The organism is Dactylosporangium sp. McL0621, from assembly GCF_049995355.1.
Taxonomy (GTDB): Bacteria; Actinomycetota; Actinomycetes; order Mycobacteriales; family Micromonosporaceae; genus Dactylosporangium.
The window spans coordinates 8,173,725-8,199,167 of sequence record NZ_CP188259.1; the positions used below are offsets into that span (position 1 = coordinate 8,173,725).

Annotated in this window: 27 protein-coding genes and 2 pseudogenes; 15 read left to right on the forward strand and 14 right to left on the reverse strand. The window is 68.4% G+C overall.

The genetic code is table 11. The features are described from left to right. Positions 1 to 737: 737 nt before the first annotated feature. The gene (locus ACPPVO_RS38630) at positions 738 to 1,160 is read right to left on the reverse strand and encodes a MarR family winged helix-turn-helix transcriptional regulator (protein WP_426503513.1); all 423 of its coding nucleotides are present in this window, start codon (positions 1,158 to 1,160) and stop codon (positions 738 to 740) included. A 65-nt stretch (positions 1,161 to 1,225) separates the two neighbouring features. Between ACPPVO_RS38630 and ACPPVO_RS38635 the strand changes: the two genes are divergently transcribed. From ACPPVO_RS38635 to ACPPVO_RS38645, 3 genes and pseudogenes are all read left to right on the forward strand, one after another. Next, positions 1,226 to 1,471 carry a hypothetical protein gene (locus ACPPVO_RS38635; RefSeq protein WP_426503514.1) on the forward strand — a complete coding sequence of 82 codons (246 nt, stop codon included), beginning with the start codon at positions 1,226 to 1,228 and terminating at the stop codon, positions 1,469 to 1,471. Between the two features lie 43 nt (positions 1,472 to 1,514). Further along, entirely contained in the window at positions 1,515 to 2,924 is a 1,410-nt protein-coding gene (locus ACPPVO_RS38640; RefSeq protein ID WP_426502814.1) for an IS1380 family transposase, read from the forward strand. A gap of 158 nt (positions 2,925 to 3,082) precedes the next feature. Continuing rightward, a pseudogene (locus tag ACPPVO_RS38645) lies at positions 3,083 to 3,772 on the forward strand (LLM class flavin-dependent oxidoreductase); the annotation flags it as partial. A gap of 152 nt (positions 3,773 to 3,924) precedes the next feature. Here the strand turns inward: ACPPVO_RS38645 and ACPPVO_RS38650 are convergent. From ACPPVO_RS38650 to ACPPVO_RS38660, 3 genes are all read right to left on the reverse strand, one after another. Continuing rightward, positions 3,925 to 4,239: a hypothetical protein gene (locus ACPPVO_RS38650; protein WP_426503515.1), complete on the reverse strand. Its 315-nt coding sequence runs from the start codon at positions 4,237 to 4,239 to the stop codon at positions 3,925 to 3,927. A 62-nt stretch (positions 4,240 to 4,301) separates the two neighbouring features. Then, positions 4,302 to 4,745 carry a DUF2199 domain-containing protein gene (locus tag ACPPVO_RS38655; RefSeq protein ID WP_426502832.1) on the reverse strand — a complete coding sequence of 148 codons (444 nt, stop codon included), beginning with the start codon at positions 4,743 to 4,745 and terminating at the stop codon, positions 4,302 to 4,304. A 300-nt stretch (positions 4,746 to 5,045) separates the two neighbouring features. Beyond that, positions 5,046 to 5,168, reverse strand: a complete 123-nt coding sequence (locus ACPPVO_RS38660; RefSeq protein WP_426503516.1) for a hypothetical protein — start codon at positions 5,166 to 5,168, stop codon at positions 5,046 to 5,048. Between the two features lie 534 nt (positions 5,169 to 5,702). On the opposite strand from ACPPVO_RS38660, the gene ACPPVO_RS38665 reads away from it, so the two are divergent. Beyond that, positions 5,703 to 6,140, forward strand: coding sequence for a hypothetical protein (locus ACPPVO_RS38665; protein ID WP_426503517.1), 438 nt, complete (start codon positions 5,703 to 5,705; stop codon positions 6,138 to 6,140). 801 nt (positions 6,141 to 6,941) lie between these two features. Next, positions 6,942 to 7,700: an SDR family NAD(P)-dependent oxidoreductase gene (locus ACPPVO_RS38670; protein ID WP_426503518.1), complete on the forward strand. Its 759-nt coding sequence runs from the start codon at positions 6,942 to 6,944 to the stop codon at positions 7,698 to 7,700. A gap of 247 nt (positions 7,701 to 7,947) precedes the next feature. Here ACPPVO_RS38670 and ACPPVO_RS38675 read toward each other — a convergent pair whose 3' ends face one another. Then, on the reverse strand, positions 7,948 to 9,114 hold the full coding sequence (locus tag ACPPVO_RS38675) for an epoxide hydrolase family protein (protein ID WP_426503519.1): 1,167 nt from the start codon (positions 9,112 to 9,114) through the stop codon (positions 7,948 to 7,950). 479 nt (positions 9,115 to 9,593) lie between these two features. Between ACPPVO_RS38675 and ACPPVO_RS38680 the strand changes: the two genes are divergently transcribed. Then, positions 9,594 to 10,397 (forward strand): hypothetical protein, encoded by an 804-nt coding sequence (locus tag ACPPVO_RS38680; RefSeq protein WP_426503520.1) that lies wholly within the window; start codon positions 9,594 to 9,596, stop codon positions 10,395 to 10,397. A 360-nt stretch (positions 10,398 to 10,757) separates the two neighbouring features. Here the strand turns inward: ACPPVO_RS38680 and ACPPVO_RS38685 are convergent, their stop codons facing one another. After that, positions 10,758 to 11,438, reverse strand: coding sequence for a hypothetical protein (locus tag ACPPVO_RS38685; RefSeq protein ID WP_426503521.1), 681 nt, complete (start codon positions 11,436 to 11,438; stop codon positions 10,758 to 10,760). 115 nt (positions 11,439 to 11,553) lie between these two features. On the opposite strand from ACPPVO_RS38685, the gene ACPPVO_RS38690 reads away from it, so the two are divergent. The 6 genes and pseudogenes from ACPPVO_RS38690 to ACPPVO_RS38715 all read left to right on the forward strand — a co-directional run. Further along, the gene (locus tag ACPPVO_RS38690; RefSeq protein WP_426503522.1) at positions 11,554 to 11,838 is read left to right on the forward strand and encodes a hypothetical protein; all 285 of its coding nucleotides are present in this window, start codon (positions 11,554 to 11,556) and stop codon (positions 11,836 to 11,838) included. Positions 11,839 to 11,958: 120 nt separating this feature from the next. Then, positions 11,959 to 12,144, forward strand: coding sequence for a hypothetical protein (locus ACPPVO_RS38695; RefSeq protein WP_426503523.1), 186 nt, complete (start codon positions 11,959 to 11,961; stop codon positions 12,142 to 12,144). 612 nt (positions 12,145 to 12,756) lie between these two features. Then, positions 12,757 to 13,556, forward strand: a protein-coding gene (locus ACPPVO_RS38700; RefSeq protein WP_426514778.1) for an IS5 family transposase whose coding sequence is annotated in 2 segments (ribosomal slippage) — positions 12,757 to 13,090 and positions 13,090 to 13,556 — 801 coding nt in all. Because the reading frame shifts where the segments join, the coding sequence is not laid out codon by codon here. Positions 13,557 to 13,811: 255 nt separating this feature from the next. Continuing rightward, entirely contained in the window at positions 13,812 to 13,982 is a 171-nt protein-coding gene (locus ACPPVO_RS38705; RefSeq protein WP_426503524.1) for a hypothetical protein, read from the forward strand. 203 nt (positions 13,983 to 14,185) lie between these two features. Then, entirely contained in the window at positions 14,186 to 14,782 is a 597-nt protein-coding gene (locus tag ACPPVO_RS38710; protein WP_426503525.1) for a DUF4240 domain-containing protein, read from the forward strand. 134 nt (positions 14,783 to 14,916) lie between these two features. Then, positions 14,917 to 15,792, forward strand: a pseudogene (locus ACPPVO_RS38715) (transposase); the annotation flags it as partial. Positions 15,793 to 16,080: 288 nt separating this feature from the next. Here ACPPVO_RS38715 and ACPPVO_RS38720 read toward each other — a convergent pair. After that, positions 16,081 to 16,821 (reverse strand): SDR family oxidoreductase, encoded by a 741-nt coding sequence (locus ACPPVO_RS38720; protein WP_426503526.1) that lies wholly within the window; start codon positions 16,819 to 16,821, stop codon positions 16,081 to 16,083. Positions 16,822 to 16,847: 26 nt separating this feature from the next. Between ACPPVO_RS38720 and ACPPVO_RS38725 the strand changes: the two genes are divergently transcribed. Both ACPPVO_RS38725 and ACPPVO_RS38730 read left to right on the forward strand, forming a co-directional pair. Further along, a complete protein-coding gene (locus ACPPVO_RS38725) occupies positions 16,848 to 17,453 on the forward strand; it encodes a TetR/AcrR family transcriptional regulator (RefSeq protein ID WP_426503527.1) in 606 nt (201 codons plus the stop codon). A 380-nt stretch (positions 17,454 to 17,833) separates the two neighbouring features. Beyond that, positions 17,834 to 18,646: a hypothetical protein gene (locus tag ACPPVO_RS38730; RefSeq protein ID WP_426503528.1), complete on the forward strand. Its 813-nt coding sequence runs from the start codon at positions 17,834 to 17,836 to the stop codon at positions 18,644 to 18,646. 349 nt (positions 18,647 to 18,995) lie between these two features. On the opposite strand, the gene ACPPVO_RS38735 is transcribed toward ACPPVO_RS38730, so the two are convergent. The 4 genes from ACPPVO_RS38735 to ACPPVO_RS38750 all read right to left on the reverse strand — a co-directional run bounded on the left by ACPPVO_RS38735 (position 18,996) and on the right by ACPPVO_RS38750 (position 21,872). Then, positions 18,996 to 19,148 (reverse strand): hypothetical protein, encoded by a 153-nt coding sequence (locus ACPPVO_RS38735; RefSeq protein ID WP_426503529.1) that lies wholly within the window; start codon positions 19,146 to 19,148, stop codon positions 18,996 to 18,998. A gap of 7 nt (positions 19,149 to 19,155) precedes the next feature. Next, on the reverse strand, positions 19,156 to 19,617 hold the full coding sequence (locus ACPPVO_RS38740; RefSeq protein WP_426503530.1) for a cupin domain-containing protein: 462 nt from the start codon (positions 19,615 to 19,617) through the stop codon (positions 19,156 to 19,158). A 14-nt stretch (positions 19,618 to 19,631) separates the two neighbouring features. Next, positions 19,632 to 20,585, reverse strand: coding sequence for a helix-turn-helix domain-containing protein (locus ACPPVO_RS38745; protein ID WP_426503531.1), 954 nt, complete (start codon positions 20,583 to 20,585; stop codon positions 19,632 to 19,634). Positions 20,586 to 20,957: 372 nt separating this feature from the next. After that, positions 20,958 to 21,872 (reverse strand): SDR family oxidoreductase, encoded by a 915-nt coding sequence (locus tag ACPPVO_RS38750; RefSeq protein ID WP_426503532.1) that lies wholly within the window; start codon positions 21,870 to 21,872, stop codon positions 20,958 to 20,960. Positions 21,873 to 22,042: 170 nt separating this feature from the next. Between ACPPVO_RS38750 and ACPPVO_RS38755 the strand changes: the two genes are divergently transcribed. Continuing rightward, positions 22,043 to 22,570 (forward strand): TetR family transcriptional regulator, encoded by a 528-nt coding sequence (locus ACPPVO_RS38755; RefSeq protein WP_426503534.1) that lies wholly within the window; start codon positions 22,043 to 22,045, stop codon positions 22,568 to 22,570. 206 nt (positions 22,571 to 22,776) lie between these two features. On the opposite strand, the gene ACPPVO_RS38760 is transcribed toward ACPPVO_RS38755, so the two are convergent. The 3 genes from ACPPVO_RS38760 to ACPPVO_RS38770 all read right to left on the reverse strand — a co-directional run bounded on the left by ACPPVO_RS38760 (position 22,777) and on the right by ACPPVO_RS38770 (position 25,441). Beyond that, entirely contained in the window at positions 22,777 to 23,631 is an 855-nt protein-coding gene (locus ACPPVO_RS38760; protein WP_426503535.1) for a CPBP family intramembrane glutamic endopeptidase, read from the reverse strand. Further along, a complete protein-coding gene (locus ACPPVO_RS38765; protein WP_426503536.1) occupies positions 23,628 to 24,680 on the reverse strand; it encodes a DUF418 domain-containing protein in 1,053 nt (350 codons plus the stop codon). The genes ACPPVO_RS38760 and ACPPVO_RS38765 overlap by 4 nt, the downstream gene beginning before the upstream one ends. A 110-nt stretch (positions 24,681 to 24,790) precedes the next feature. Further along, the gene (locus tag ACPPVO_RS38770; protein ID WP_426503537.1) at positions 24,791 to 25,441 is read right to left on the reverse strand and encodes a response regulator; all 651 of its coding nucleotides are present in this window, start codon (positions 25,439 to 25,441) and stop codon (positions 24,791 to 24,793) included. Positions 25,442 to 25,443: the final 2 nt, after the last annotated feature.

Genomic DNA, 25,443 nt, shown 5'->3' on the forward strand with positions numbered 1-25,443 from the left:
GGCCAGGCAAAACAGTCCTCCCGATGGTCCGAGCGCGCGGGAAGCCGAGCCGCTTGGCAGACTTCAAACTCTTGATCTGCGGGTTGTTGGTTCAAGTCCTCGTTTGCATATGCACTCCCAATCTCCTGGGTGCTCCGTGGGTGATCGGCTGGCCGCGTCCAAATTCATCCAGCGGCAACCATCTCGCGCTTGGGTCCCAGCTTGTCCCGTCAAGGCGGTATCGCATTGACTTGTTACAGAGCCGAGCAATTCATGGCTGGCGGTTTACGTCGTAAATTAAGACGCAGATGGAGAGCGGCGCTAGTTACCGCGCGCAGCGCAATCCGCCACCGAAGCATCTGATCCGTAGTCAGATGCTTCGGGCGGACTCCCACTTATACATCCTCTCACGAAATCGTGTCGTTTCGCAAGGGCTTCGTACTCGAACGGTGCGACGCGTATCCGCAGGTCCACGCGATCTCCTCGTCCATAGGCACGGTCAGCCTCGCGGGCTCTGGACGTCCGTGCTGGTTTGGTGCGGGTTGTGCTCGACGGTTGCGCTACGTCCGATCACGCTAGGAACACATCGCGATCCCACGACCGGTCCGCGTCGAATCGCGACCACCCATCCGGCATGGCCGCGGACGAGACTATCCACGAGACGTCTGCGATGCCCCGACCGGCCATGATCGGGTGAGCACACATGCCGATGAGCGGACGTTCAGTCGAGGGTTGATGAACCGCGTTAGAACTGGCGATCAGACGCCAACCACGGTGGCAAGCAGGCGCCGGAACGTTTTGGCGTCGGCCTTGGACAAAGCCGCCAGGAAGTCGTTCTCCGCCTCCGCTGTTGCGGCCAGCGCCGCCGTCAGCGTCTCGCGGCCGCGTGCGGTGAGAACGACGACGTTCTTGCGGCGGTCGTCGGGCGCGGGGATGCGGCTGACCAACGCTTTGTTCTCAAGTTCGTCGATCAACGTCACCATCGTGGTGCGGTCCACGTCGAGGCGGCGGGCCACATCCTGCTGGGATTGCGGTTCGTGGTCCTCCACAGCGATGAGCACTGCGCATTGTCGACCGGTGATGCCGAGGGGGCGCATCGCCGCGGCGTTCAGCTCGGCGTGCCGCAGCTGAGCGTGTTTCAGCAGGTATCCCAGGCGTTCGGCGACTCGCGATGTTGGCACATCGCAAGTTTATGCCTAGGCTGATCGTCAGGATTGCTGATGATTGGTGGGAATGACGGATGCACGTGAGCTACGGGATCAAGACCAGCCAGATGGGCCTGACGTACGAGCAGGCTCAGCGCATCTGGCGCGAAGCTGACCAGATCGACGTCTTCGAACACGCCTGGCTCTGGGACCATCTGGTTCCCCTACGCGGAGACGTCGACGCCGACGCGTTGGAGGCCTGGACGCTACTAGCCCGGGTCATTCGTTTAGGGCTGCCCACATGCTGGGTCGATAGAGAACAGGTGCCATCTGAGCTGGGAAGATAGGACTTGTCGAGGGTCCTTATCCATCCGCCCGGAGGGCACCTGCATGGTGAAGCGTACCGGAACGCGTCCGAGAATTGTGGTGAGTGCCGACGGTCGTGGCGTCGTCGGTCATGCCGGTGCGCGCCTGCTCACCGACATCGCCGATGTGACCGGTCTGACCGGCGCGTGCAGTGATGCGCTCGCCGGGTTGCGGCAGCGTCGTGGCGGCCACGACCCGGGCCGGATCGCGGTCGATCTGGCGGTGACGCTCGCCGACGGCGGGGAAGCGATCTCGGACCTGGCCGTGCTGCGGGATCAGGCGGCGTTGTTCGGGCCGGTCGCGTCCGATCCGACCGCGTGGCGACTACTGTCCAGCATGGACAGTGACGTACTGCTCCGGTTCGCCACCGCACGAGCACAGGCCCGCGAAATCGCGTGGGCGCAACGGATCGACACACACGGCGGCCTTCCGCAGACCACCGCCGCCGGCCTACCCGTCCCGGGTCTGATCCTCGACCTGGACGCCTCCATCGTGATCTGCCATTCGGAGAAGGAAGCAGCGACCCCGACCTGGAAGAAGAATTTCGGCTACCACCCGCTGTTCTGCTTCCTTGACAACACCCGCGAAGCGCTGTCCGGACTGTTGCGCGAGGGTCGGGCCGGGTCGAACACGACCGCCGATCACATCACCGTCCTCGACGACGCCCTCACCCAGATCCCCGACCACCACCGGCACGGCACCCCGATCCTGATCCGATCGGACTCCGCCGGCTGCACTCAAGGGCTCCTCGCCCACATCCGCGGTCTGCGCGCCACCGGCGTCGACGCCCGCTTCTCCGTCGGCGTCGCGATCACCGAACCGATCCGCCAGGCGATCCTCACCGCCAAACAGCACCTGCAATGGGTGCCGGCCCTCGACGGCGACGGTGAACCCCGCGACGGCGCCGACATCTGCGAACTGACCGGCCTCGTCCCCGACGACGGCTACCCGCCGGGCACCCGGTTCATCGTCCGCCGCGAGGAACCGCACCCCGGCGCGCAACTCTCCCTGTTCGATACCGTCGAAGGCCTCCGCCATCAGGTGTTCGCCACCGACACACCACCCGGCAACGGGTCAGTGCAGTACCTCGAGGCGCGCCACCGCGGCCACGCCCGCGTCGAAGACCGCATCCGCACCGGCAAGGACACTGGCTTCGGCCGGTTCCCGTCCCGCGTCTTCGCGATCAACCAAGCCTGGCTGCAACTCGCCCTGACCGGCATCGACCTACTCGCCTGGACCCAGATGCTCCTCCTCAACGGGGCCCTCGCGACCGCCGAACCGAAGAACCTGCGCTACCGACTCCTGCACGTCGCCGCCAGAATCACCCACACCGCCCGCCAAACCCGGCTCCGAATCGCCGAAACCTGGCCCTGGGCAACAGATCTCACCACCGCGTTCACCCGACTCAACGAGCTACCACGCCCGACCGGCTGACACCCGCACCCGATCACGTCGACATCGCACGGAGGAAACCGGCCAACGCGCCGGAACCTCGGCACGCCCGCGCGGCCCACCAACCCGAGCAAAGATCAAAAAGCCGCTCCCAGTCGCCATGATCGACTGATAACGAAAGAGCGAGGCTAGCGGCCCTAGCTGCGCAGACCACCCGCCTGCGGCTGGGCGTGATCGTTACGAGCAACCGCCTGCGATCGCCGACGCTGCTGGCGAAGATGGCCGCCACGGTGGATGTGATCGCCGGTGGTCGGCTCGACTTCGGTATCGGTGCCGGCGGAAGCCGAGTGGCCGGTCCAAATCCGGCCGTCAGGGAGTTCGCGGCATACGGATTTCCGCTGGTCTCGCACGGCCAGGCCGTCCGAGACCTCGCGGAAGCGCTCGATGTGATCACGCGTATGTGGACCACCGGGCAGCCCTTCGACTACGACGGTCCGTCCTTGACGCTACGCGGGGCGGTCTGTGCGCCACGGCCCGTGCAGCGGCCACGGCCGCCGATCATGATCGGCGGATCCGGTGACCGCATGCTGCGGATCGTCGCCGAACATGCCGACCTCTGGAACTATCCCGGCGGCCCCGACGACGCCTTCGCCGAGCGCAACGCCGCGCTGGTGCAGCACTGCCGGGCGATCGGCCGTGACCCGGCCTCCATCACCCGGTCCATGCAACTCATTGTCCGTCCCGCCGAGCCGGACGCCGCCCTCAAGGCCCAGAGCACCATCAAACGAATGATCGACGCCGGCGTCCGACACATCGTGCTCGCCGCATTGCTCGACGACGAACACGATGTCCAATGGCTCGCCAACGAAGTCCTCAGCCCCTTCCGCTGACCTGTGGATCGTCGCGTCCCGCACTTGATCGGGTGAGCACTTCTGCCGCGATGTGCTTGCTACGCAACGTCATGACTTGAGGATCGCCCAGCTCACTGACATGCCGATGAGCGCGCGCGTTGCCGAAGGCCGACTGCGCGTTCCCGCGCGGGCTACTGCAGTCGGAACCGCGCCCGGTCGCCCTCGATCACAATGTTGAACCAGGACACCACGACACCCCGCGGATCAGCCAACCACAACGACTCCAGAATCTGGCGGCTCGCGTCTGCGCTCCGCTCGAAATCCCCAGCGGCCAGACCCTCGGACGCGTCGACGAACAACCCGCGAAGTTCCAACTCGAATGGCCCCACTGGAACGAATCGACCACCCAACCAGAACATGTCCACGCCCATGTCACAGATCTCGCCGGCAAGCTCGTCGCCCCGATACAACCGCCACGCCTCGCCGTTTCCTGCAGGTGCGCGCACCGCACGGCCCGTGCCTTCGCAGCGAGGAGGGTTCGCCGTCGACTCCCCATCACGCTCCTACGTCAGGCCTGCCGGTCGGCCGCAGGGAGCACGAGGTCGTGCGGCCACTCCTCGTGCAGCACACGGTCGAGCTGCGGGTCGCTGGAGCTCTCACAGTACGGTGTTTCATCCGGGTCGCGGACCACGGTCTGGACGGGAGTGCTGAGCAGGCCCCACGGTGGGACGGCGTTCGCGAGCCATCCCGCCATCCGAAGGTCCCGATATGCAGGCTCCCACCAGGTAGCAAAGACGGCTTGGAGGTGCGCGGGGTCGACCGCAAGCCAGACACCGAACGTGATGGCGTGTCCGTCGGTCAGCCTGACCGGAAGCAGCGCGCGGACGAAGGCCCCGACACCAGGAACCTGCATCATGACTGACTCGCGAGCGCTGGCATGGCTCATCCACGTGCCGGGTGTCCGCTCCTGCTCAGGTGTGTCGAGCACCGGGTCCGGCAACGTGAAGCGCACATGCCGGTTGTGCTCATCGAGGGGGCGACCACAGGAAGGGCATTCAGCACTCATCACGTGAGTGTCTCAAAACCCGACCGGCACCAACCCGTCCGACCGCCGGCGGCATCCGCTTCTGCCGCGATCCGGGCGTTACATGACATGACGGCCCTGCCGATGTGCGGATGCCGATGTGGCCGTCTGGTAGCTGCATAGGTCATCCTGGCCGGTCAGACGCAGGTTGCGGTCTCGGCGGCAACCGGTTCGGTCATGGTACGGACGAGCCGGCACGTGCGTTTGGCGCATCAGCAGATCGACCGCTCAGCGCAGCAGCAGATTGACGAGGACGGTACAGACGACGGACAGCAGGAGCGAGCCGACGATCATCACCAGGCAGCCCAGCGATCCGCCCAGTGGGCGCACCTCAACATTGCCAATTCGCATGCCGGAGTTTCTACCCGCCGCGCAGCCGACAAATCATGCCCGGAACGGCAACCGGCGATTCGCTACAGCGAACAGTTTCGCTGATGAGCTCGCCCACGACGGTCGCGGTGAGCGCGGATGCCAGATCGACGCGTTTCGGCCGCCAGCCTGGCAATGATCACCGGACGGCCCAATCTATCTCACCGATCCATGGTCGGGGCCGACCGGCGGATCTGTCCATCGCTATCCGGGCCGCCGACCCACGCGATCCTCATCGGGTCAGGCCCCGGCGATCGCGCCGACCATGCCCCCCGACGCCGATCCCGGTATCCGTATCTGCCGCCGAGGGTGCGCGACCTCGACCACGTCTGTTACGCCGTGTGACGACGTCCGCTTCGGTCGGCGCGCTGAACTGCCGAATTGAGTGCGTGCGATGCAGCGTGGAAGGTGCGCGACCATGATGGCTGATGTCGGCTGAGATCGTTCGCCAAGACGTTGTGCTCAGCGATCGACAGCGAGCGGGACGGCGATGAAGACGCCCGTACAGTCGTGTAGGTGCCGGACGAACCATGGGAGAGCTACCACCGCCACGTGCTCCGGTCCGGCTTGTCCTATCCGGTCGGGCGGTCGATCGTGGAAGCGTCACTGCGGGCGGCCGGCGTGCACCTCCTCGCACTGGACTTCCACCTGAACGGCGACAATCGGGCCGACACCGTGTTGTTGCGAGCCGTTCGATACTCGGAGATAGGCAGTACATACGGCCTGGCACGTGGAACGCCCAACCGTCCACGTTGCGTCCTCACGCTCTACGCCGTTCCCAGCGAAGCCCGCGCCGAGGCCAGGACTGCGCTCACCAACGGAAACGGCCTTCACCGCGCCTGCGCATGGCTGGCCGCAGCTGAGGACGCGAAACCGACCTGGCTCGACAAGTCCCACAGCTGGACGGCGTACCTGCACAACGACGCGCTGCGCGTAGAGGAGACAGAGGATTGACACGCAGCACCGAGGCGGGTGTCCCGAACGTGCCACTGACGAGGTCAGCTGCGACGCCGGGAAGGCTTGATCGGCTGCACTCTCATGTAGCCGCAGACAACGCTCGCGGGTGGGAGAACAAATGCAATGCAATCACTGAGAGTGATGGCGCATCGGGGAACGCTCGACGCCGGTGAGGCCAGTTGCGTCCTGGTGGTGCCACCGAACTCCGTCAGTGCCACGCCTGGATTCGGTTCACTGAGCCGCGAGACAGCGCAGATAACGAAGTCGAGCACGATCCAGGTCGCCGCCCGCGCAGCAGGATCGGTCGCGTATCGGTCAAGCATCAGCGGCCTGCCCACCGGGCCGGGCAACCTGGGCGCCGAGGTTGGCAAGGAGGTCGCGGGCCTGTCGCCGGCTGGTGAGCTCGATCAGGGTGGCGTGACTGCCGTGCTCGGCGATGCACCCGTGGACTCTCGGCCGGGTGCGCCGCCGGTAGCTCGCCACGTACCGCAGGAACTGCCACGAGATCCGGTCGAAAACGCCGTTGGGGTGCTGGCCTTCGCGGTAGCGCAGCCGGCGTTGCAGGACGCCGAGCAGACACGTCCACGGCGGCAGGTCGAGGAAGATTCTCGCCGTCGGCCAACAACACCGTCACCATCACATTCCCCGCCACCTCGCAGCGGTACTGGCGGATCACGGTCACCGCGAGCACCGGCTGGCCGGCCGCCCAGGTGTCGGAGTTCCAGATCTGGAGCTCCTGACCGGCGCGGTTCGACTACCCACTGGGTTCGAGCCGCACCCGGTGGGTAGTTGCACCCGATGACGACGACTGAGCAGAACAAGGGTGCCGCAATCGTCACCGGCGCGAGCCGGGGCATCGGTGCGGCGATCGCCCAGAGACTGGCCGACGACGGGTACGGCGTCGTGGTCAACTACGCCACGGACTCGGCCGGTGCCAACTCGGTGGTCTCCGCCATCCGCGGTGGAGGCGGCCGGGCCGTCGCCGTGCGCGCGGACGTGGCGGCGCCGGACGACGTAGCCGCGCTGTTCGCCAAGGCGCAGCAGGAGATGGGGCCGCTGACCTCGCTCGTCAACAACGCCGGGACCACCGGCGACCAGGCACGGCTCGACGAGCAGGACGCCGAGCGGCTGGACCGGCTGATGCGCATCAACGTGGTGGGGCCCATGCTGTGCGCCCAGCACGCCGTGCGCGCGATGTCGACCGCCCACGGCGGCGCCGGCGGCACCATCGTCAACATCGCCTCGGTCGCCGCCCGGGCGATCCCCGGCATCCCGGGCTTCGTGCCCTACGAGGCGACCAAGGCCGCGGTGGTGACGTTCACCCGGGGCCTGTCCAACGAGGTCGCCCCGGAGGGGATTCGGGTCAACAGCGTCTCGCCGGGTGTCATCGACACTGCCATGGCGGCGGCGACCGGCGGCGCCCAGCAGATTGGGGCGAGCAGCCCGCTCGGCCGGGCGGGCCAGCCCAGCGAGATCGCCGACACCGTGTCCTGGCTGGTTTCCCCGTCGGCATCGTACGTGACCGGCGCCGACATCACCGTCTCCGGCGGCGTCTGACCCGGACGGCCCAGGTCAGGGCGGCGCTGGGCGAGTTTTCGGCGCCACGCTGGCCCGGATCGAGGCGCAGATCGCGCTGTCCGCGTTGGCCCGCCGGCTGGTGCACCCCCCCGCACGGTGGCCGATCCGCCGCCGTACCGGCCCAGTCCGACCCTGCGCGGTCCCCGGCACCTCGCCGTCTCGGTCGACGCCGTCGCGACGCCGATCGGGGCCGGTGCCGTGCTGCGGTGAAGCTGCGGTGAACCGGTCAGCGCATCGTCCGGAAGGCGCGCCGCACCTGGTCGACGAACAGGTCCGGCTGTTCGAACGCGGCGAAGTGGCCGCCGCGGGTGGGCTGTTCGTAGAAGCGGAGATCCGGGCAGTACCGCTCGCACCAGCGCCGCGACGGCCGGAAGATCTCGCGCGGGAAGGCCGAGAAGCCGACGGGCACGGCGAGTTGCTCGGGTCGCCGTACGCGGCCCGACGGCCGGGCGAAGCCGTCCTCCCAGTAGATGCGGGCCGATGAGGCGGCCGTTGCGGTGTGCCAGGAGACGCTGACGTTGTCGAGCATCTGGTCGCGGCTGAGCGCGTCGAACGGGTCGCCGCCGTGGTCGGTCCAGGCCCAGTACTTCTCGGCGATCCAGGCGCACTGGCCCACCGGCGAGTCGACCAGCCCGTAGCCGATGCTCTGCGGTCGGGTCGCCTGTTCGAGGGAGTAGCCGCTGCCCCATTCCCTGTGATCGGCCGAGGCGGCCAGGCTCTGCCGCTCGAAGGCGGTCAGGTCGTCGCCGTCCCCGGTGGCGAGCCGCTCGCGGCCGCCCACCGGCAGCATGTTGAGGTGGATGCCCACCAGGCGCTCGGGGTGCTGCGCCGCGAGGGTCGTGGTCACCATCGCGCCCCAGTCGCCGCCCTGTGCGCCGAACCGGTCGTACCCGAGCCGGGTCATCAGCGCCGCCCACGCCCCGGCGATCCGCGGCGGTCCCCAGCCCGGCTCGGCGGGCTTGGCGCTGAACCCGAAGCCGGGCAGCGACGGGCACACCACGTGGAAGGCGTCCCGCGCCTCGCCGCCGTGCGCGACCGGGTCGGCCAACGGCTCGACGACCTCCAGGAACTCCACCACCGAGCCCGGCCAGCCGTGCGTCATGATCAGCGGTACCGCATCGGGCTCGGGCGAGCGCACCTGCAGGAAGTGGACGTCGAGACCATCGACCTCGGTGGTGAACTGCGGCAGCGCGTTGAGCCGGTGCTCCAGGCGCCGCCAGTCGTAGCCGCTCCGCCAATAGCCGCACAGCTCCCGCAGCCAGTCCAACGGTACGCCCTGGCTCCAGTCCGCCACCGTGGCAGGCTCCGGCCACCGGGCGCGCGCCAGCCGCTGCCGCAGTTCGTCGAGCGCGCCGTCGCCGACGCTCACCGTGAAAGGGACCACCTCACCCATGCGGTCACCGTAGGCTCCGGCGGGTGACTCCGTGGGCCTCGGCGGAGAGGATCCTGAGCGGGAACCGTCAGCGGTCGTCGCGGATCCCCGCCAGGTGGCACACGACGGCGAAGCCGCCATCGGTGCCGGGCCAGTGGCGCGCACGGCGTCGAGGCCGGCTCGGCGGACGGTGGAGCGCAGGACGGCGGTGACGTCACCCTCCTCGGCCTCGCCGGCCGGCGGCCCCGGGCCTCGTGACGTTCCAGGGGTTGTCGGCGTGGTGCACGGCGGCCATGGCAAAGGCATCGGTGAACGGCAACCCGGCCGCGGCCTCGCCGGTCCTCAGCTGACCGTCCAGACGTTGGTCGCGCTGAGGACGGCGGTCAGGTCGACCTTGTTGTCGAACGGCAGGTTCGCCTCATTGGTGATCTGCTCGACGTCCAGCACCTGGCCGGACTCGAAGGTGCCGGCGCTGATCCAGTACTCCGGATGCGGCGCTGGTGGTCTACGACTTCGGCGCCGGCACCTTCGACGCGACGGTCGTGCGTCGCGGCCCGGCGTCGGCTTCGAGATCACTCGTCGTGGCCGAGGGCAGTTTGCGCGCCGCCACGCGGACCTCGATCACGCCGCACGTCAGCCCGCTCGCACCCGATCCGCCCTTCCGGCCATCAGCGACCCATTCCGCACCGGAGGCGGCCGTCCCAGCGCGGTCGGGGTCGACGCCGCCCGCGGAGGCCGCGGCCGCAATGGCTGCGCCCGTCTTGAGAGCGCCCGAGACCGGCGTCGTCGCTGCGCCGCCCACGCAACTGCGGCCTGCGCTGCAGGCGACTGGGCACGCTATGGCCGAAGGCGGTGCCGGCGATCGGGGGGCCCGGTGGCGCAACCGGCGGACGGCGATTGTCGCCGTGGTGACCGTCGCCCTGGTCGGCGCGATGGTCGCAGGTGGAGACATTTATGCCCGAGCACAGTACTACGTCGGGTTGAGCGACGACGGATTCGCTGCCGCCTTCAGGGGTCTGCACGATGGCGTCGCCGGATGGCGGCCGCACTGGGAACCGGCCCGCACTCGCTGCAAGGTCGACTTCTTCACGCCCGCGACGCAAGACGTGCTGCATGCGGGCGTCTCGGCGAGCTCTGCGGACGACGCCCGCGCCAAGCTGCAGATCCTCACCGCAACCGGAAACCTCAGGCCCGAGGTGTACCCCTCCGACACTGTCCTGGTGATCCGTCCGAGCCATCCGCCGACCGGAGAAGAGACCGCGCAGCAGACCCCGGCCGCTGCCGTCGCCGCCATACAATGCTAGAGATCGATATGCTTGGCCTGGCCCATCGATCGTGCCTGCGTTGAGCGCCGCGAGACCGCGTGATGCCCCTCCTCGACCATCGCACTCACCGGGTATGGCACGACCTCAGCAAATACGATCGGAAATCGCCGCATCAGCTGCCACTCCCGCAAACGTGTAAAGCCAACAGCCCCGATGGTTCCGGCGGTCACGAGCGGCGCTTATGCCGCCATCCTCGAGCGGCCTTAGGCTGCGAAGTAACGTGAAGCTGCCGTTCAGGGCCCTTGATCGCGTTTCCGCTCATGCCGCCGGTCGGGCTTGGCTGGCTGTGTGGCTGTCACACTTGGTAGGCCATGCACGCCGATAGTCCCCGGTCGGACATCATCGCGGATCGTTCTCGCCGGCGGACGATTGGAACGACGGTTCCTTGGTCCAGGGCTCGTCCGGCCCGGCCCGGTAGGCGCTCTCGCCGGGCTCGAGGTCGAGCACGTCGAGCAACGTGAGGTCGTGCTCCACGGCGTGGTGAAGGTGACTGAGCTTGCCCGTTGCGGGGTCGGCGTCGCTCGGGCCGATAAGTTGCCAGACTCCGTCGTCGGAGTCGTGGCTGACATACAAGATCGGCTCTGTCCGTGCGAAGACCTCACCGGTCTGCATGCTGGTCGTACCCAGCAGCCAGTGCTTCATCCACCGCGCGCGGCGGTCGCGCTCCATGACGCGATCCACCACCCACCAGATGAACGGCAGGTCCTCGTGTGCGCGGGCCTGGATTGCGGTCAGATCGGGGCCCCCCTCGGGTACGCGCTCGAACGGTTCGTCGACGAGCGAGCAGGCGTAGCTGTCATCGTTGTTGAAGACAATCGCGTGGAAGCTGGCGCCGCCGGGGTTCCCGGCCCCGATCCCTACCGTGAGCCGTGCGACGTGGTGCTCGGACCCGGTCGTCCAGCCGAACCCGTACGACGCGAGCTCACCGTGCGGCCCGACGAATTCACCGAGGGCGCGCCGCTCTATACCTATTCCGACTTGCGTCTCGGTTAGCCTGCCCTCGATCACCTTCACGTTCACGCGGCCAACCTACAACAGAGCCCAGCGCCAGGCTGTGAACGTAGCCGCGATCGGCTTGCCCTGGACCGGCGCTTAACGGGCCGGCGGGTAGGACGGCACCGACTATGATCGATCGGTGTTCATCGAGGTAATCGGCAGACGGTCGCTCCCCGACGACGTTGACCGCGACGACGTCGAGGACCTTCTCACGGCGGTGCTTGGCGCGGACGGTGAAGTGACCGGGGCCGGGGTCGGCATCGGGGGTTGGAACCTCGATGTCGAACTGGCGGTCGACGATGGTGCTGCCACAGGCGTGGTTTCGCGGTTGGCAGTCGCACTGGTGGAGCAGGGGCTCGGTTGGGTCGAGCTTCGCCCGGAGGGCGAAGGAACTGGGATGCCGGCTCAGAGCCTCGTCGAGTGACCCGACTGCGGCGCGGCGGTACTCGCTTGGCTGCCGCAGGCCCGGATTGGACGCCCGCATCTGCCGATGAGCGCGAACAGCCTCAGTTGTAACGTGCCTATCAAGCGGGAAGGGTCGCAGATGGACGCGCTGATCGGTCGCAGGCTCGTGAAAGTCGTGCGGCTAGCCTGGCATCGGCCGGACGAACCCGACGAACTCAACGTCGGGCCGGTGCAGCTTGTGTTCGATGACGGCCACGGGCTCCTGCTCGACGGCGGGAGCGACTGGACCCTCACGCTGACGGAGACCTACCCCGGCGACGACTGATGGCTCGACCCCTATGACTACGACTACGACGGTGGGCGATGGTTGTCGCGGGATGCCTCGGCTGAACCGCCGTTCGCATCGGTCATCACGAGACCCCTCGCTCGCCTGGAACGGATTCGCAACGAGGTCAACGAAGTGATCGGCCTCAGGCTGGACTTCGATGGCCAAATGCTGACGCTCCGAACGTGGCAGGGAGAGATCAAAACATAACTGGGCAGGCTATCCGCTAATGCCGCGATGCGCTCGGCACCCAACGTGACGGCAGCGCCGGTCTCCGGCGTCCGGTAGCGCCCGAATACCGTGCGCGTGATCTTGGCGTTCCGCCGTACCTGTTGGCGTGGTCTATCCTGCGAGTCGTGATTGCAGACCCCCGTACGCCATTGAATGCAGCGTTCCACCCCCTCTAGGTAGCCGCAGATGCGGCGCCAGAGGGGATCAACGTGTCTGGTACAGACAAGGACGTTCCGCATCATCTGCGGACCGGCTTCCGACGTCGCGTTGCTGGCGGCGGTCCACCTAAGAGCTTCTAACAGAATGATCGATGCCGGTCCTGGTGGGTAGATCGATGATCTAGAGTGGCGTTTCGTGCGTAGGGGCGAGCGGCTGCCATGGATGGTGCCGGACGAGTTGTGGGAACGGATCGAACCGCTCCTGCCGGTGCAGCAGCGGAACTTCCGCTATCCGGGTCGCAAACGGTTGCCGGATCGGCAGGTGCTGTGCGGGATCTTGTTCGTGTTGTACACCGCGATCCCGTGGGAGTTCCTGCCGCAGGAGCTCGGGTTCGGCTCGGGGATGACGTGCTGGCGGCGGCTCGCCGAGTGGCATGCAGCCGGTGTGTGGCAGCAGTTGCACGAGATCCTGCTGGCCGAGTTGCACGCCGCGGATCAGCTCGACTGGTCCAAGGCGGTGATCGACGGCAGCCATGTGCGGGCCATGAAGGGCGGCCCAAAACCGGTCCGAGCCCGGTCGACCGCGCCCGGACCGGCTCGAAACACCACGTCATCACCGACGGCGCGGGCGCCCCACTGGCGATCACCCTCACCGGCGGCAACCGCCACGACGTCACCCAGCTGATCCCGCTGGTCGACGCCGTACCACCGGTACGCGGCAAGGTCGGCCGGCCCCGACGCCGGCCGAAGCTGCTCTACGCCGACCGGGCCTATAACTTCGACGTCTACCGCCAGCGGGTCCGCGCCAAAGGCATCACTCCGCACATCGCCCGCCGCGGCGCCGCGCACGGCTCCGGCCTCGGCGTGCACCGCTGGGTCGTCGAACGCACGATCGCGCTGCTGCACTGGTTCCGCCGGCTCCGCGTGCGCTGGGAGATCCGCGACGACATCCACGAAGCCTTCATGACTCTCGCCTGCGCCATCATCTGCTACCGACGACTCAACCCTCGATCATTCTGTTAGGACCTCTAAGTGAGTCGTACTGGCGGACCGGTAGTCGGGCGAAGAGCCCAAGATTCGTGGCCAGGTGGCCAGCGGCGGCCAGCGCCCGCGAAGGCGCTCAACGGACGCGTACGGCCGACTTGACGAACGCTCGTTGCCAACGCGGTGTCGGCTGGAGGAAGGCCACGTCCACAACGCGTCACGCTGGCCTCGGATCACCGTCAACGACGCCGTCGATACGGTAGCAACGGCGGTGGTGACCTGTATGCCACGGCGGTGACCGACGGGCAGGTCTTTCGCCTTCAGGATGCTGGCTACGTTGGTGGCGTCTACCACGGCACTAATCGTGGCATCACCGTCGTGGGCGCCAACCTTCGCGACTTTCTCGAACGGCTCCTCAGCGCTGCGACCGCCTTCGCCGCGAACGGAGCCATCACAGTTCTCTGAGGTATCAGGCGGTCCTCAGGGCATCCGAATTGCCGCCCGAGCGCGCTCGATCGCGTTTCCGGACATGCCGCTGAACATGCGTCGTGATGATCCTGACGCTCCGGATGTCGACCGGTCGACTTGGCGGCCAAATGCTGGAGCGGCCCGCGATCCGATGATCGGGTAAGGGTTGTGGCCACGCGTTGCATCGGTAGGGTCTAGTGATGGCTCTGGGGCCGATGGACGCCGAACGGTTCTGGGAGCTGATCGAGTTGGCTCGGGCCGAGGCCGGCCCGATCGGGGACGACATCGACGACCGGCTCGCGGACTCGCTGATCGAGCTGCTGGTCCGTCTGCCGCTCGACGACATCGTTGCCTTTGAGCTGCGGTTCAGCGAGCTGCAGGGACGCTTCTTCGACCGCGAGGACGTCTACGCCGCCGCGTTCCTCGTGCAGCACGGCTGCGGCGACGACTCGTTCAGTGACTTCCGGGCGGCCATGGTCGGCCTGGGTCGGCACTGGTACGAGCGGGTGCTCGCCGATCCGGACCACCTCGCCCTGCACCCTGCGGTCCAGGGCATCGCCGCCGGTACGATCGACGAGAGTGCGCTCTTCATGGAGCGGTTCCAGTACGCGGCGACGCATGCATACAAACGCGTCACCGGTGACGACTCCGGGATGTACCACGCCCTGGCTTCCGCAGAACAGGACGAGCTGGAAGACGAGGCGGACGATGTGGACAACGAGCCACGCCTGCTGCCTCGCCTGGCCGAGCTTTTCCCGGCCGCGCAAGCGTCGTATGCCCGCTTCTACCTGGACTAGGGGCCAGACCGCAGCCGAGCGCGCATGATTGGCTATCCGTTGCTGCCGCCGTCGGTGCGCGGCGGCCAGCGTTTGGGTCGCCACCGCGGTGGGAGGCTCGGCCAGCCCGGCCGAATTCCACGTTGCCGTCACTGGTGCGCATCGGCGGCATCGGCGGCGCTGCTCGCGTCGGCGGCCATCGCCTCCATGTCCCTGACGCTCGTCGGCAGGTCCGCGCCGGTGACCTCGCGGTACATCTTGACCGCTTGGATCTTCAGCCCGGCACGGGCAAGTTCACGCACCGACGCCATGCCGGGTGGCAACGACGCCCACCACGGCGGTTCCCGGCGCGACAACAATGCGTCGCGCTGCGGGACCTCACCCGCTACCGCCGTTCCCTGATCCGGGACCGGACCCGGGAGAAGCAGCGTCTGGAGAAACTCCTCGAGGACGCGCAGATCAAACTCTCCGTAGTGGCCTCGGACATGTTCGGGGTCTCCGGCCGGGCCATCCTGGCTGCGTTGATCGCCGGGCAACGCGACCCCCAGGTCCTGGCTGAACTGGCCCGCGGCCGGCTCCGTTCGAAGATCGGTCAACTCCGTGAGGCGTTGACCGGCCATTTCCAAGACCACCACGCGTTGTTGTGCGCCAAGATGCTCGACCGCGTCGACGCCATGACCGCCGACATCGCCGAGGTGAGCACCGCGATCGAAGCCGCGATCCGTCCCTATGAAGCTCAGGTCAGCCAACTCGATGAGATCACCGGGATCGGCGTCACCTGCGCCCAGGAACTCATCGCCGAACTCGGCGTGGACATGACCGTGTTCCCGACCGCCGCGCATCTGGCGTCCTGGGCCCGGTTCGCACCACGCGCCAACCAGTCCGCCGGGAAAAACAAACCCGCCACCACGGGCAAAGGCAACCCCTGGCTCGCCAGCACACTCGGCGAAATCGCCGCCGTCCTGGCCCGCAGCGACACATTCCTCGGCGAACGCTACCGACGCCTGTCCAGACGCCGCGGCAAACTGCGCGCCGTCGTCGCCACCGGCAACTCCATCCTCACCGTCGTCTGGCACCTGCTCAACGACCGCAACGCCCGTTACCACGACCTCGGCGCCGACTTCCACGAGACCCGCTACCACCAACGCCACCAACACAATCTGATCACCCAGCTCGAACGCATCACCGGGCAGAGGTCACCCTCACCACCCGAGACGAACCAGCTGCTGCATGACCCAACACAAACCACCGTGGCTCCGCCCCGGTGCTACCGCCTGCCCACGCACTCAAGATTTTCGAGTCAGCCGATGAGCGCGCACTCAACCCTGGCGAGTCGGCCGAATAGTCAAGTCCCCGATTTCGACGTCGTCGGGTTGGTCGATCACGAATGCAATCGCCCGAGCCACCGCCATGGGGTCGATACCGAGATCGGCCATGTTCTGCCTGGCCTGCTCGCGCACGGCCGGATCGTCGACGGCGTTGTCAACAAGCTCGGTGCGGACGTAGCCCGGGGAGATCGACGTCGTCCGCAGAACCCCGTCGGTGCTCTCCTGCCGCAGGCCCTCCAGGAGGGTGCGTACCGCGTTCTTCGTCCCGGCATACACCGCCTGAGTGGGGACGATCTTCAGGCCGGAGGTCGAGACGACAGTGACGAGGTGACCGCGGCCCTGACGGCGGAACACCGGCAGGGCCGCGGCGATCCCGTGCAGGATCCCCTTGACGTTCACCTCGACCATCGCCGACCAGCCCTCGACGTCCAGGTCGGCAATGGAGCTGATTCTGCTGATCCCGGCGTTGCCCACCAAGACGTCCAGACGGCCGAAGCGCCCGACGGCAACGGTGACGAGCGACTGCAGGTCGTCTGGATTGGTGACGTCCACACGCGTGGCGGCCGCCTCGCCGCCAGCGGCTTCGATCTCGGTTACCAGCCGGTCCAGCCGGTCGATGCGCCGGGCACCGAGGACGACAGCCGCACCGAGTGTAGCCAGGTGGCGAGCTGTTGCTTCACCAATTCCGCTGCTGGCGCCGGTAATGGCGACGACCTTGCCGTGGATAGTCATAGGAGATCCCTGCCTAGAATGGACACATGTCCGGTTATGTCGACGACCACATTACCGGACACGTGTCCGGTTCGATCAGGAGCAGCGAAACGCGGCGTGCCGACGCCCAGCGCAACCGCGAACGGATCCTTCATGCTGCGCGCGATCTCGTGCGCGAGCCGGGAGAGCTGAAGCTCAACGCGGTGGCGAAGGCATGCGGCATCGGACAGGGCACGCTGTACCGGCACTTCCCGACACGGGAGGACCTCCTCGCTGAGGTGTACCGCCGTGAGGTGGAAGAGTTGGTCGCCGCGGCTCCGCGTCTGCTGGCAACTCACCAGCCGCTGGATGCGTTGGCGGCGTGGTTCGACCGGGTGGCCGCCTACGCCCGGGTCAAGCGCGATGTGTTCGCCGCCGTCGAGGCGGCCACGTGGCGTGACCTCGCTGCCCACAGCCTCGGCCCGATCGGTGAGGCGGTGGAACTGCTGCTGGCTGCCGGTCGCTCAGTCGGCAGCGTCCGCGCCGACGCCGAAGCCCGCGACGTCATCGTGCTCATCAGCTGGTTATCGCGGCTTGACGACGCCGAACTCGACGCGCGAGGGCCGCGGTTGCTGGCGATCCTCATCGACGGTCTCCGCGCACACCACCCCTGATGCGAATGCGCCGTGGGCGCTCATGACGCCGTCTGCGCGGCGCACGCTCATGCCGCTGGTCAAGCACGTGCCAGGCCAACGCTCGCTACCGACGGTGACCCGCGAGGCGAGGCGAAGCCGGGGCTCCCTGCCGATGTGCGTGCACGTGATTCGAGCGCCCGCCGACCATCGTCAGCAGCAACTCGGCCGGTGCGATTGAGGCGTATCTGAACGCCCGCTGCTCCGGCGGCACTTGCGACGTCGCGCGGATGCGCGGCGCGTCCCCGGTGCGGCAAGGTAAGCCTTGACGGCGTGCGGAATCTGCGCGCCGTGGTGATGATGTCGTGAGGAGATCCCGGCCGTTGTTGCGCCACCCGGGCGGCGGCTGGGACGCTGCCGCCGTGGAGAACAGAGGGGTGCCGGTCGGGTGGTGGCGGTCCGGTCTGGTCGGTCTCGGCGTGGCGCTGCCGATGATCTGGGCCGTCGCGGCGCTCACGGACTCAGTCGACCGTGACCTCGGAGGCTTGGTCGTTCTCCTCCTGTACGGGCCGATGATCGCGATCGCGGCCGCGCTGCTCGGGGTGGTGGTGGTCTGGGGTCTGACCGAGCGGTGGGCGGAGCGGCGGCGGCTTTCCTGGGTGATCGTCGCGCCCTTCGTCGTGTATGTCGTGCTGGCGGTCGGCGCGGGCTCGAGCGGGCCGTCCGGCTCGGTGAACGAACGGCGGCTGGGCTGGGTACTGGTCGTCGCGCTGCTGTACGGCGGGGCCGGAGTCGCATTCGGCCGGGGTGTGTCACACCGGGTCCGGGTGTTCGCGAGCGTGGTCGTCGTGGCCGCTGCGCCGCTGATGATCGCCTACGACGATCTATCGCAGCACCGCTGGCGCAAGGCCATGTTCGCGTCGGCACCGCAGGTCCTGCCGGTGGTTCCGGGCTACGACACGGTCGCCGCGAGGGCCGACGGCAGGACGCTCACTGTCGGCATGAAGGGGTCCGCGGAGCTGTGGGTGTCGGTGTGGTGGTGCCGGGACTGCACCGTTCGCCGACAGTTCGACGGCGGGCAGTGGACCGTTGTCGACGGCACCTACGAGATCGGCATCGAGGTGGTAGGTGCCGCGAACGAGACGTGGCCGGCCCCGGACGGCATCCGGGTGCGCCCAGCCAGCCTCGACGAACTGGCGGCGCTGACGCTCGCCCCTGTCCCCTACTCCGACTAGCGCATCAGCGGTGCCACAGGTGTCACGCTAGTCCGTGGCTTTACGGCGGAACTCCGCTCCAGCCGATGCCTATGTGCTCGTTTGGGCCTCCGATCTGCCGCCGAGCGGGCGCGGTTCATGAGGCTCGGCGGCACTCGCCGGAGATGGCAACGCGGCGCCCCCTGTCGGCGGGGTGGGCCGGCGGAGAGGTTCCTGCTCGCTGCCCAGGTCGCCGCGCACGCACCGGTCCTACCGGAGATGCGCGTCAGCGCCCTGGGCGACACGCGGTGGTGGCCGGCTGCCCGGCCGCCGGCAACAACCGCCTCCAGGAGCGCCTCACCACCTCGACCTTGGACTAGCTCGGCCCGGCTCAGCCTCCGGCCATGGTGATGACCAGTTTGCCGCCCTTCGGGCGCTGATCGCGCTCCAGCTCCGTCAGGGCGGGAATCGCCTCGAGCAATGGGACCGTACGAGCGATGGGCAGGCGCAGGGTCCGGGCCACCTCCTCCAGGTCGGCGGTCAAAGGCGCTTCACGAGGCGTATTCGTTCGAGATCTCGGTGGCGTAGTTCTTCCACAGCGGTTTCATGGTCTCGGCGTTTACCGGCTGCCCGGAATCGATCATGGCCTTGAAGTCGCGGAAGTACTGCACGTACAGGTCCGGCGTGAACGTGTTCAGCATGACCGCGTTCTCGTCGCCGACATTGGCAAACGTGTGCGGCGCGCCAGTCGGCACGATGACCCAGGTGCCCGGCCCGGCGTCGTATTGGTCCTCGCCGACGGTGAACCGGAACGTTCCCGCCAGCACGTAGAAGCCCTCGTCGTGCTGGGCGTGGCGGTGCTGCAACGGGCTCGGTGTGCCCGGCGGAATGGTGACCTCGGCGAACCCCAGCCGGTGGTCGGTGTGCTCGCCGTTCTCCAGGATCCGGATCTGCTGCGCCCCGCTGCCGAGGATCTCGCCCTCACCGGGGCGGACGATGTTCACCTTCACCACGACTTTCTCCCATGCTATTGCCTGCCTTGGTGACCACCATCCTGTTCCGGGTCGGCTGTGCGCGTCTTGGTCGTCTGTGCACGGTTGCTGGTTACCAGTGCGCGGGCGTTGTAGCCGTACGTCGCCTTGAAGAGCTTGCTGAAATGGGTGGGATCGGAGAATCCCCACCGGGCGGCCACGGCGGTGACCGTACGTCCGCTCCCGGTCAGCTCGGCCCGGCAGCGCTCCAGGCGGCGACGGCGGATCAGGGCCGCGACGGTGAGCGGCTGATCCTCGAACAGCTTGTGCAGCCGGCGTACGGAGATGTGGTGGGCGGCGGCGATGCCGGGCGGGGACAGCTGGGGATCGGCCAGCCGGGCCTCGATGTAGCCGGCGATCCGGTCCCGCAGACTCTCGTCCGGGGCCGGTTGTTCGTCGCCCAGCCGGGCCTCCAGCGCGACCGCGATCAGCTCGACGACGGCCGCCGCCGACCGCAGCGCCTCCGCCTCGCGGAACTCGGTCGCCGACCACGCCGACTCGCGGGCCAGCACGGAGACGAGAGCGCCCGGACCGTGGCTGCCGTCGATGCGTACGCCGATGAGCCGGTCGATCTGCGCGGGCCGGATCCGAAGCTCCCGGCGCGGAACCAGGATGGTGACGTGCGCCGCGGCGGTGCTCTCGAACCGGAGCGTACGCGTGGGATCGAGCAGCACCAGGTCGGCCGGCCCGAGTTCGGCGTCGCCGCGCCCCTGCTCGATCCGCGTCCGGCCCCGGGTCATCACCTTGACCGCCAGGTTCTCACCGTCGGAGGCGTCGCGCTCCCGTCCGACACAGGCGCTCTCGGGCGTGTCGAGGGAGACCAGCCGCAGCGGCCCGAGGTCACGGGTGGCGATCCGGCCCCGGAAACCGGCCCCGGCCAGCTTGTTGACCAGCGGCGGAAACCCGCTGGCGGCCAGCTCGTCCTGGAACTTCTCAAGGTTGCCGATCATCGGTCAACGATAACGGCGACACTTCCGCTCGGGCACGGTGTTCGCTGGCGGTGCCGGTCACGCCCTCACCGGTGAGGCGGTCGTACTCGGCGACCGCGGCGGCAATCGACTGACCGCCTGACGCGCGCAGCACGCTCAGCAGCCGAACCCGCAGTGGCCCGGCCTCGGCCGGGTCCAGGCGGACGGTAGCCGCGCCGTACCGGGCCAGCAACTCGGCGCGGAGCGAGGACGGGCGCTACCCGTGAGTCCTTGCGAGCACGGCGGCGGCCATGATCCGCAATTGCTGAAAGTAGTACGCCACCTCGGCGTCGGTGAACACCGCGTGCGAGATGCGGAAACCTGCGGCCGAGTTTGGCCGAAGTCCCGGTTGGTCTACTTCTCCTGGCGGGCGGTGAGGTAGTCGCCGCGAACGAGATCCTGCAGCAGACCTTCGCGGGAGGGCGTCCAGCCGAGTCGTTGCTGGGTGCGGGTACTGGATACCGGTGCGTCGATGCCGTAGAGCATGCCCATGAACGGGCTGACGTAGTGGGTGGCTGCTTGTTCTTCGCTGAGCGAGGCGGTGGGCAGGCCCAGACCCCGGCCGATGGTCTCGGCGATGTCCTTGAAGACGATGCCCGTCTCGGCCACGCCGTGCAGTGCGCTGCCGGCAGGCGCTTTCTCCAGCGCGAGGCGGAACAGCACGGCGGCGTCCTGCCGGTGCACTGCGGGCCACCGATTCCTGCCGCCGCCTACGTACGCCGACACGCCGGTCTTGCGAGCGGTGGCAATCAGCATCGGGATGAACCCGTGGTCGTTCGGCCCGTGCACGGTCGGGGCCAGGCGGACGACGCAAGCGCGCACGCCTCGGTCGGCGAAGGCCAGACAGGTTCGCTCGCCGGCGACCCGGAACCCGGCGATACCGTCCGCGAGGGGTTCGTCGGTCTCACTGCTTTCACGGCCCAAGGGCATGACGAGGGTGCCTGAGGTGACGATCAGCGGTTTGCCGGAACCTTCCAGAACCCGGCCGAAGGTGTCGATCGCGTTGGTGTCGCGCCGCACCATCTCCTCAGGCTTGGCGAAGTCGCCGCCGTAGCCCATGTGCAGCACGCCGTCGGCGGCGGCAGCGCCGCGGCGCAGGCTGTCGAGGTCGTCCAGCGAGCCGTGGTGCACAGCAGCGCCCAACCTGCGCAGCTTGGCGGCGGAGTCTTCGGAGCGGGCCAGGCCGGTAACGGTGTGTCCGGCGGCGATCAACTCGGCGACGACGGTGGGCCCGGTCTGACCCGAACCGCCGGTGACGAACACGTGCATGTCAATCTCCTCGAGTGCCAGCGGATGGCACTTCTTAGTGCCAGTGAATGACTCTACGGGTAACGCCAGCGAGTGGCGCAACGTGATGCCACTCACTGGCGCTACCGGCGTACCATCGAGGAGTGCCACGAAGCGGAGCAGACGCGCGCCGCCGCCTGCAGCAAGCGGCCTTGGACCTCTATCGGGAGCGCGGGTTCGACCAGACCACCGCGGCGGACATCGCCGAGCGCGCCGGGGTCAACACGCGGACCTTCTTCCGGCACTTCCCGGACAAGCGCGAGGTGCTGTTCGACGGCGAGGCTGACCTGCGCGCCGCGCTCGCGCAGTACGTGGGCGAGGCGCCCGACGGCTTGACACCGGCCGAGGTGCTGCTGCACGCGTTCGGCGAAGCGGCACACATCCTGGAAGACAACCGCCCGTTCTCCGAGCCACGGCTGGCGCTGATCGCCGCGACGCCGACGCTGCGCGAACGCGACCTTGCCAAGGGCGCGGCGATGGCCCTTTCCCTCGCGGTAGCGCTGCGCCGCCGCGGCGTCGACGATCGGTTGGCCGATCTGGCCGCGCACACCGCGTGGGCCACCTTCCACCACGCGGCCCAGAACTGGATCGACGACCCCACGCCAGGGCTGCGGGCCTATCTGGCACGGGCCTTCGCGGATTTGAACACACTGTTTGGGGCGGTAAAGCCACCCAGCTGAGCGCCCCACCGCGGCGTGCTGGCGTCGCGGCTGGGCGCCGCCGGGGTGGCGCCGACCATCACGATGCTCGGCGTCACGCGGCTCGCGATCCCCGGCCAGATGGTCGAGCTCGAAGGAACCGCCGTCGCGTGACGCGACCTCGCCACCGCTGTTCGCGCCGCTTCGACCGGCGCGAGCAGCCGGGCCCTCGCGAGGGACGAGCGGTTCTATGCGCTCACGCTCCTCCCGTGGGCGGCGTGAGCCGGCACGCCCGCCGTCGCGCGGGTCCGTTGGCAGGCGAGCAGGGCGATCGCCGCGATGAGCTGGATCGCCACGATGCAGGCCTGGGTCACGGGCGACTTGACGCTCAGCAGCGCGATCGTGGTGTTGACGCCGAAGTGGACCGCCATCGCCGCAACGACGCCGGCACGCTCGTACGCGTAGCCGGTCAGCAGCGCCATCGGGAAGACGCTGAGCGTGAACATGAGCCCGCTCCAGCTGATCAGGCCGAGGTCGTGCTGGACGGTACCGGTGATGAAGAACAGCGGCAGGTGCCACACCGCCCAGACGGCGCCGAGCAGCAGGCCGGCCCGGGGTCGGTTCATCGACGCGCGCAGGCGCGGGTAGGCCGTACCGCGCCAGCCCGGCTCCTCGGCCAGGGGGCCGGCGATCAGCATGCTGATGAGGAACGGTGCCGGTCCGCCGGCCGTGGCGACCAGGTCGCGGCCCTCGGTCAGGCTCACCGCGGGTCCGCCCAGGAGGTCCGCGAGCAGCGCGGCCGCCACCACGGTCGCCGACGCCAGGAACAGCAGGGGTAGCGCCCAGAACAGTCGCCGGCCCGATCGCAGGCGCACGGTGTGCGCGGGGACGGGTTCGCGGCGGAGGGCCCGGCGCAGCCGGACCGCGATCGCGCCGTACACCGGGCCGAAGCCGCCGAGCAGGAACGGGATGACGGTAGGGAAGCTCGTCGGCGATCCGCCGAGGGCGATGGCGGCGAGCCAGCACGCCCACGTCGTGGTGAACGTGACCGCCCAGAAGAGGCCGAGACCATTCCGCGGGCGAACAGGGGCCGAGGCGGTCATGCGTTCGTTCCTTTCACACGTCGGTTACCGGTCCGGGTCCACCAGGTCAGGCAGCGCCAGATCCATTCGAGCGGTCCGTACTGGTACCGGGCCAGCCAGAAGCGGCTGAATGCGGCCTGGGCGGCGAGGATCGCGACGGCCAGGGCGATCATGCGGCCATAGTTGGCCGAGTGCTCGAGCCCGAGGAGCGGCCCCGCGGCGGCGGCGATGAGGGTGGCGGTGACGTAGTTGGTCAGTGCCATGCGGCCCAGCGGCGCCAGGAACCGCCCCAGCGCGCCCCCGAACCGGGTGCCGAGGACGAGGAGCAGCCCGGTGCCGTAGGCGAGGGCGCAGATGAGCCCGGCGATCGCCGCGGTGCTTTCCCCGTTCGGGTCGGCCCAGGTGGTGGCCTGCCAGACGGTGGCGGGTATTGCGGCCGCCACGGCGACGGAGAACAGCACCGCGATCTGCTTGCGGCGGCGGGACAGGGTGTCGATGATGCCGAAGCGCACGGTGGCCAGCCCGACCAGGAACAACCCCGGGATGAGCAGCAGGCCCCCACCGGCGAGGATGCCCCCGGCAAGCGCGACGACGGCCGCTGGCAACACGATCCACCGCGGCAGCCAGGAGGCGGGCAGCAGGACCAGGATGCCGAAGATGGCGTACGGGGTCAGCGCCTCCCCGGCATGCAGTTGCTGGTGGGCCACGCCCAGGACGCCCAGCACGACGAGACGGCGCAGCAGTACCAGCCGAGGGTGCCGGGACCGAGCGGCGGCGGTGTCGAGGAACAACGCGAAGCTGATGCCGAACAGGACGGAGAAGATGGGGAAGAACCGGCCGTGCACAAGGTATTCGAGTAGTTCGACGGCGAGGTACCGCTCGCCGGACGGCGAGGCCTGCGGCATCCGGATCGTGACGATCTGCCACGGGATATTGACCAGCAGGATGCCGCACAGGGCGAAGCCCCGCAGCGCGTCGAGGGCGACAACGCGGTGCCGCGATCCGGCTGTGCTTTCCGCCGCTGCCGCGCCGGACTGGGTGGTGCCCGCATGGGCAGGTGTCGGAATCACACGATCGAGCATGTCGAACCCCGGCGGCGATGACTTCGGCCTGCGAGCCGGCGCTGGCTCGGCGCTGGAATGAGATCGCGCGCGGCCCGCCTCCACCAAAAGGTGGAGGTCTACTCCTCGTCGACCAGCCCGGCGCGCCAGGCCCACGAGGCGACCTCGACCCGGTTTCGCACGCCGAGTTTGGCCTGCGCGGCGGCGAGGTGCGTCTTGACGGTGGACACCGCGACGAACAGATCCGCGGCGATTTCATGATTGGTCCGGCCGCGCGCCACCGCCCGCGCAACGTCGACCTCGCGTTCCGTCAATGCATCCACCGGTACCGCGGGCCGGGCCGCCGAGGTGCGCCGGAAGTGCCGCAGCAGCCGCACCGTGACCTGGGGCGCCACCAGCACATCCCCGCGCACGGCCGCCCGGACGGCCTCGACCAGCAGCGCCGGCCCACAGTCCTTGAGCAGGAAGCCGCGTGCCCCGTGCTGCAACGCGACGTTCACGTATTCATCAACGTCGAACATGGTGACGACGACGACGGCGATCGGATCGGCAACATCGGGGCCGGCGAGCCGGCGAGTGACCTCCAGCCCGTCCATGCCCGGCATCCGTACGTCCAGCAGGCACACGTCGGGACGCAACCGACGGGCGGCATCCAGCGCGGCGGCGCCGTCGGCGACCTCGGCCACCACCGTGATGTCCGGCTGCGCCTCCAGGATCATCCGGAACCCGGCCCGGATCAGCTCCTGATCGTCGGCGATCAGCACCCGCATGG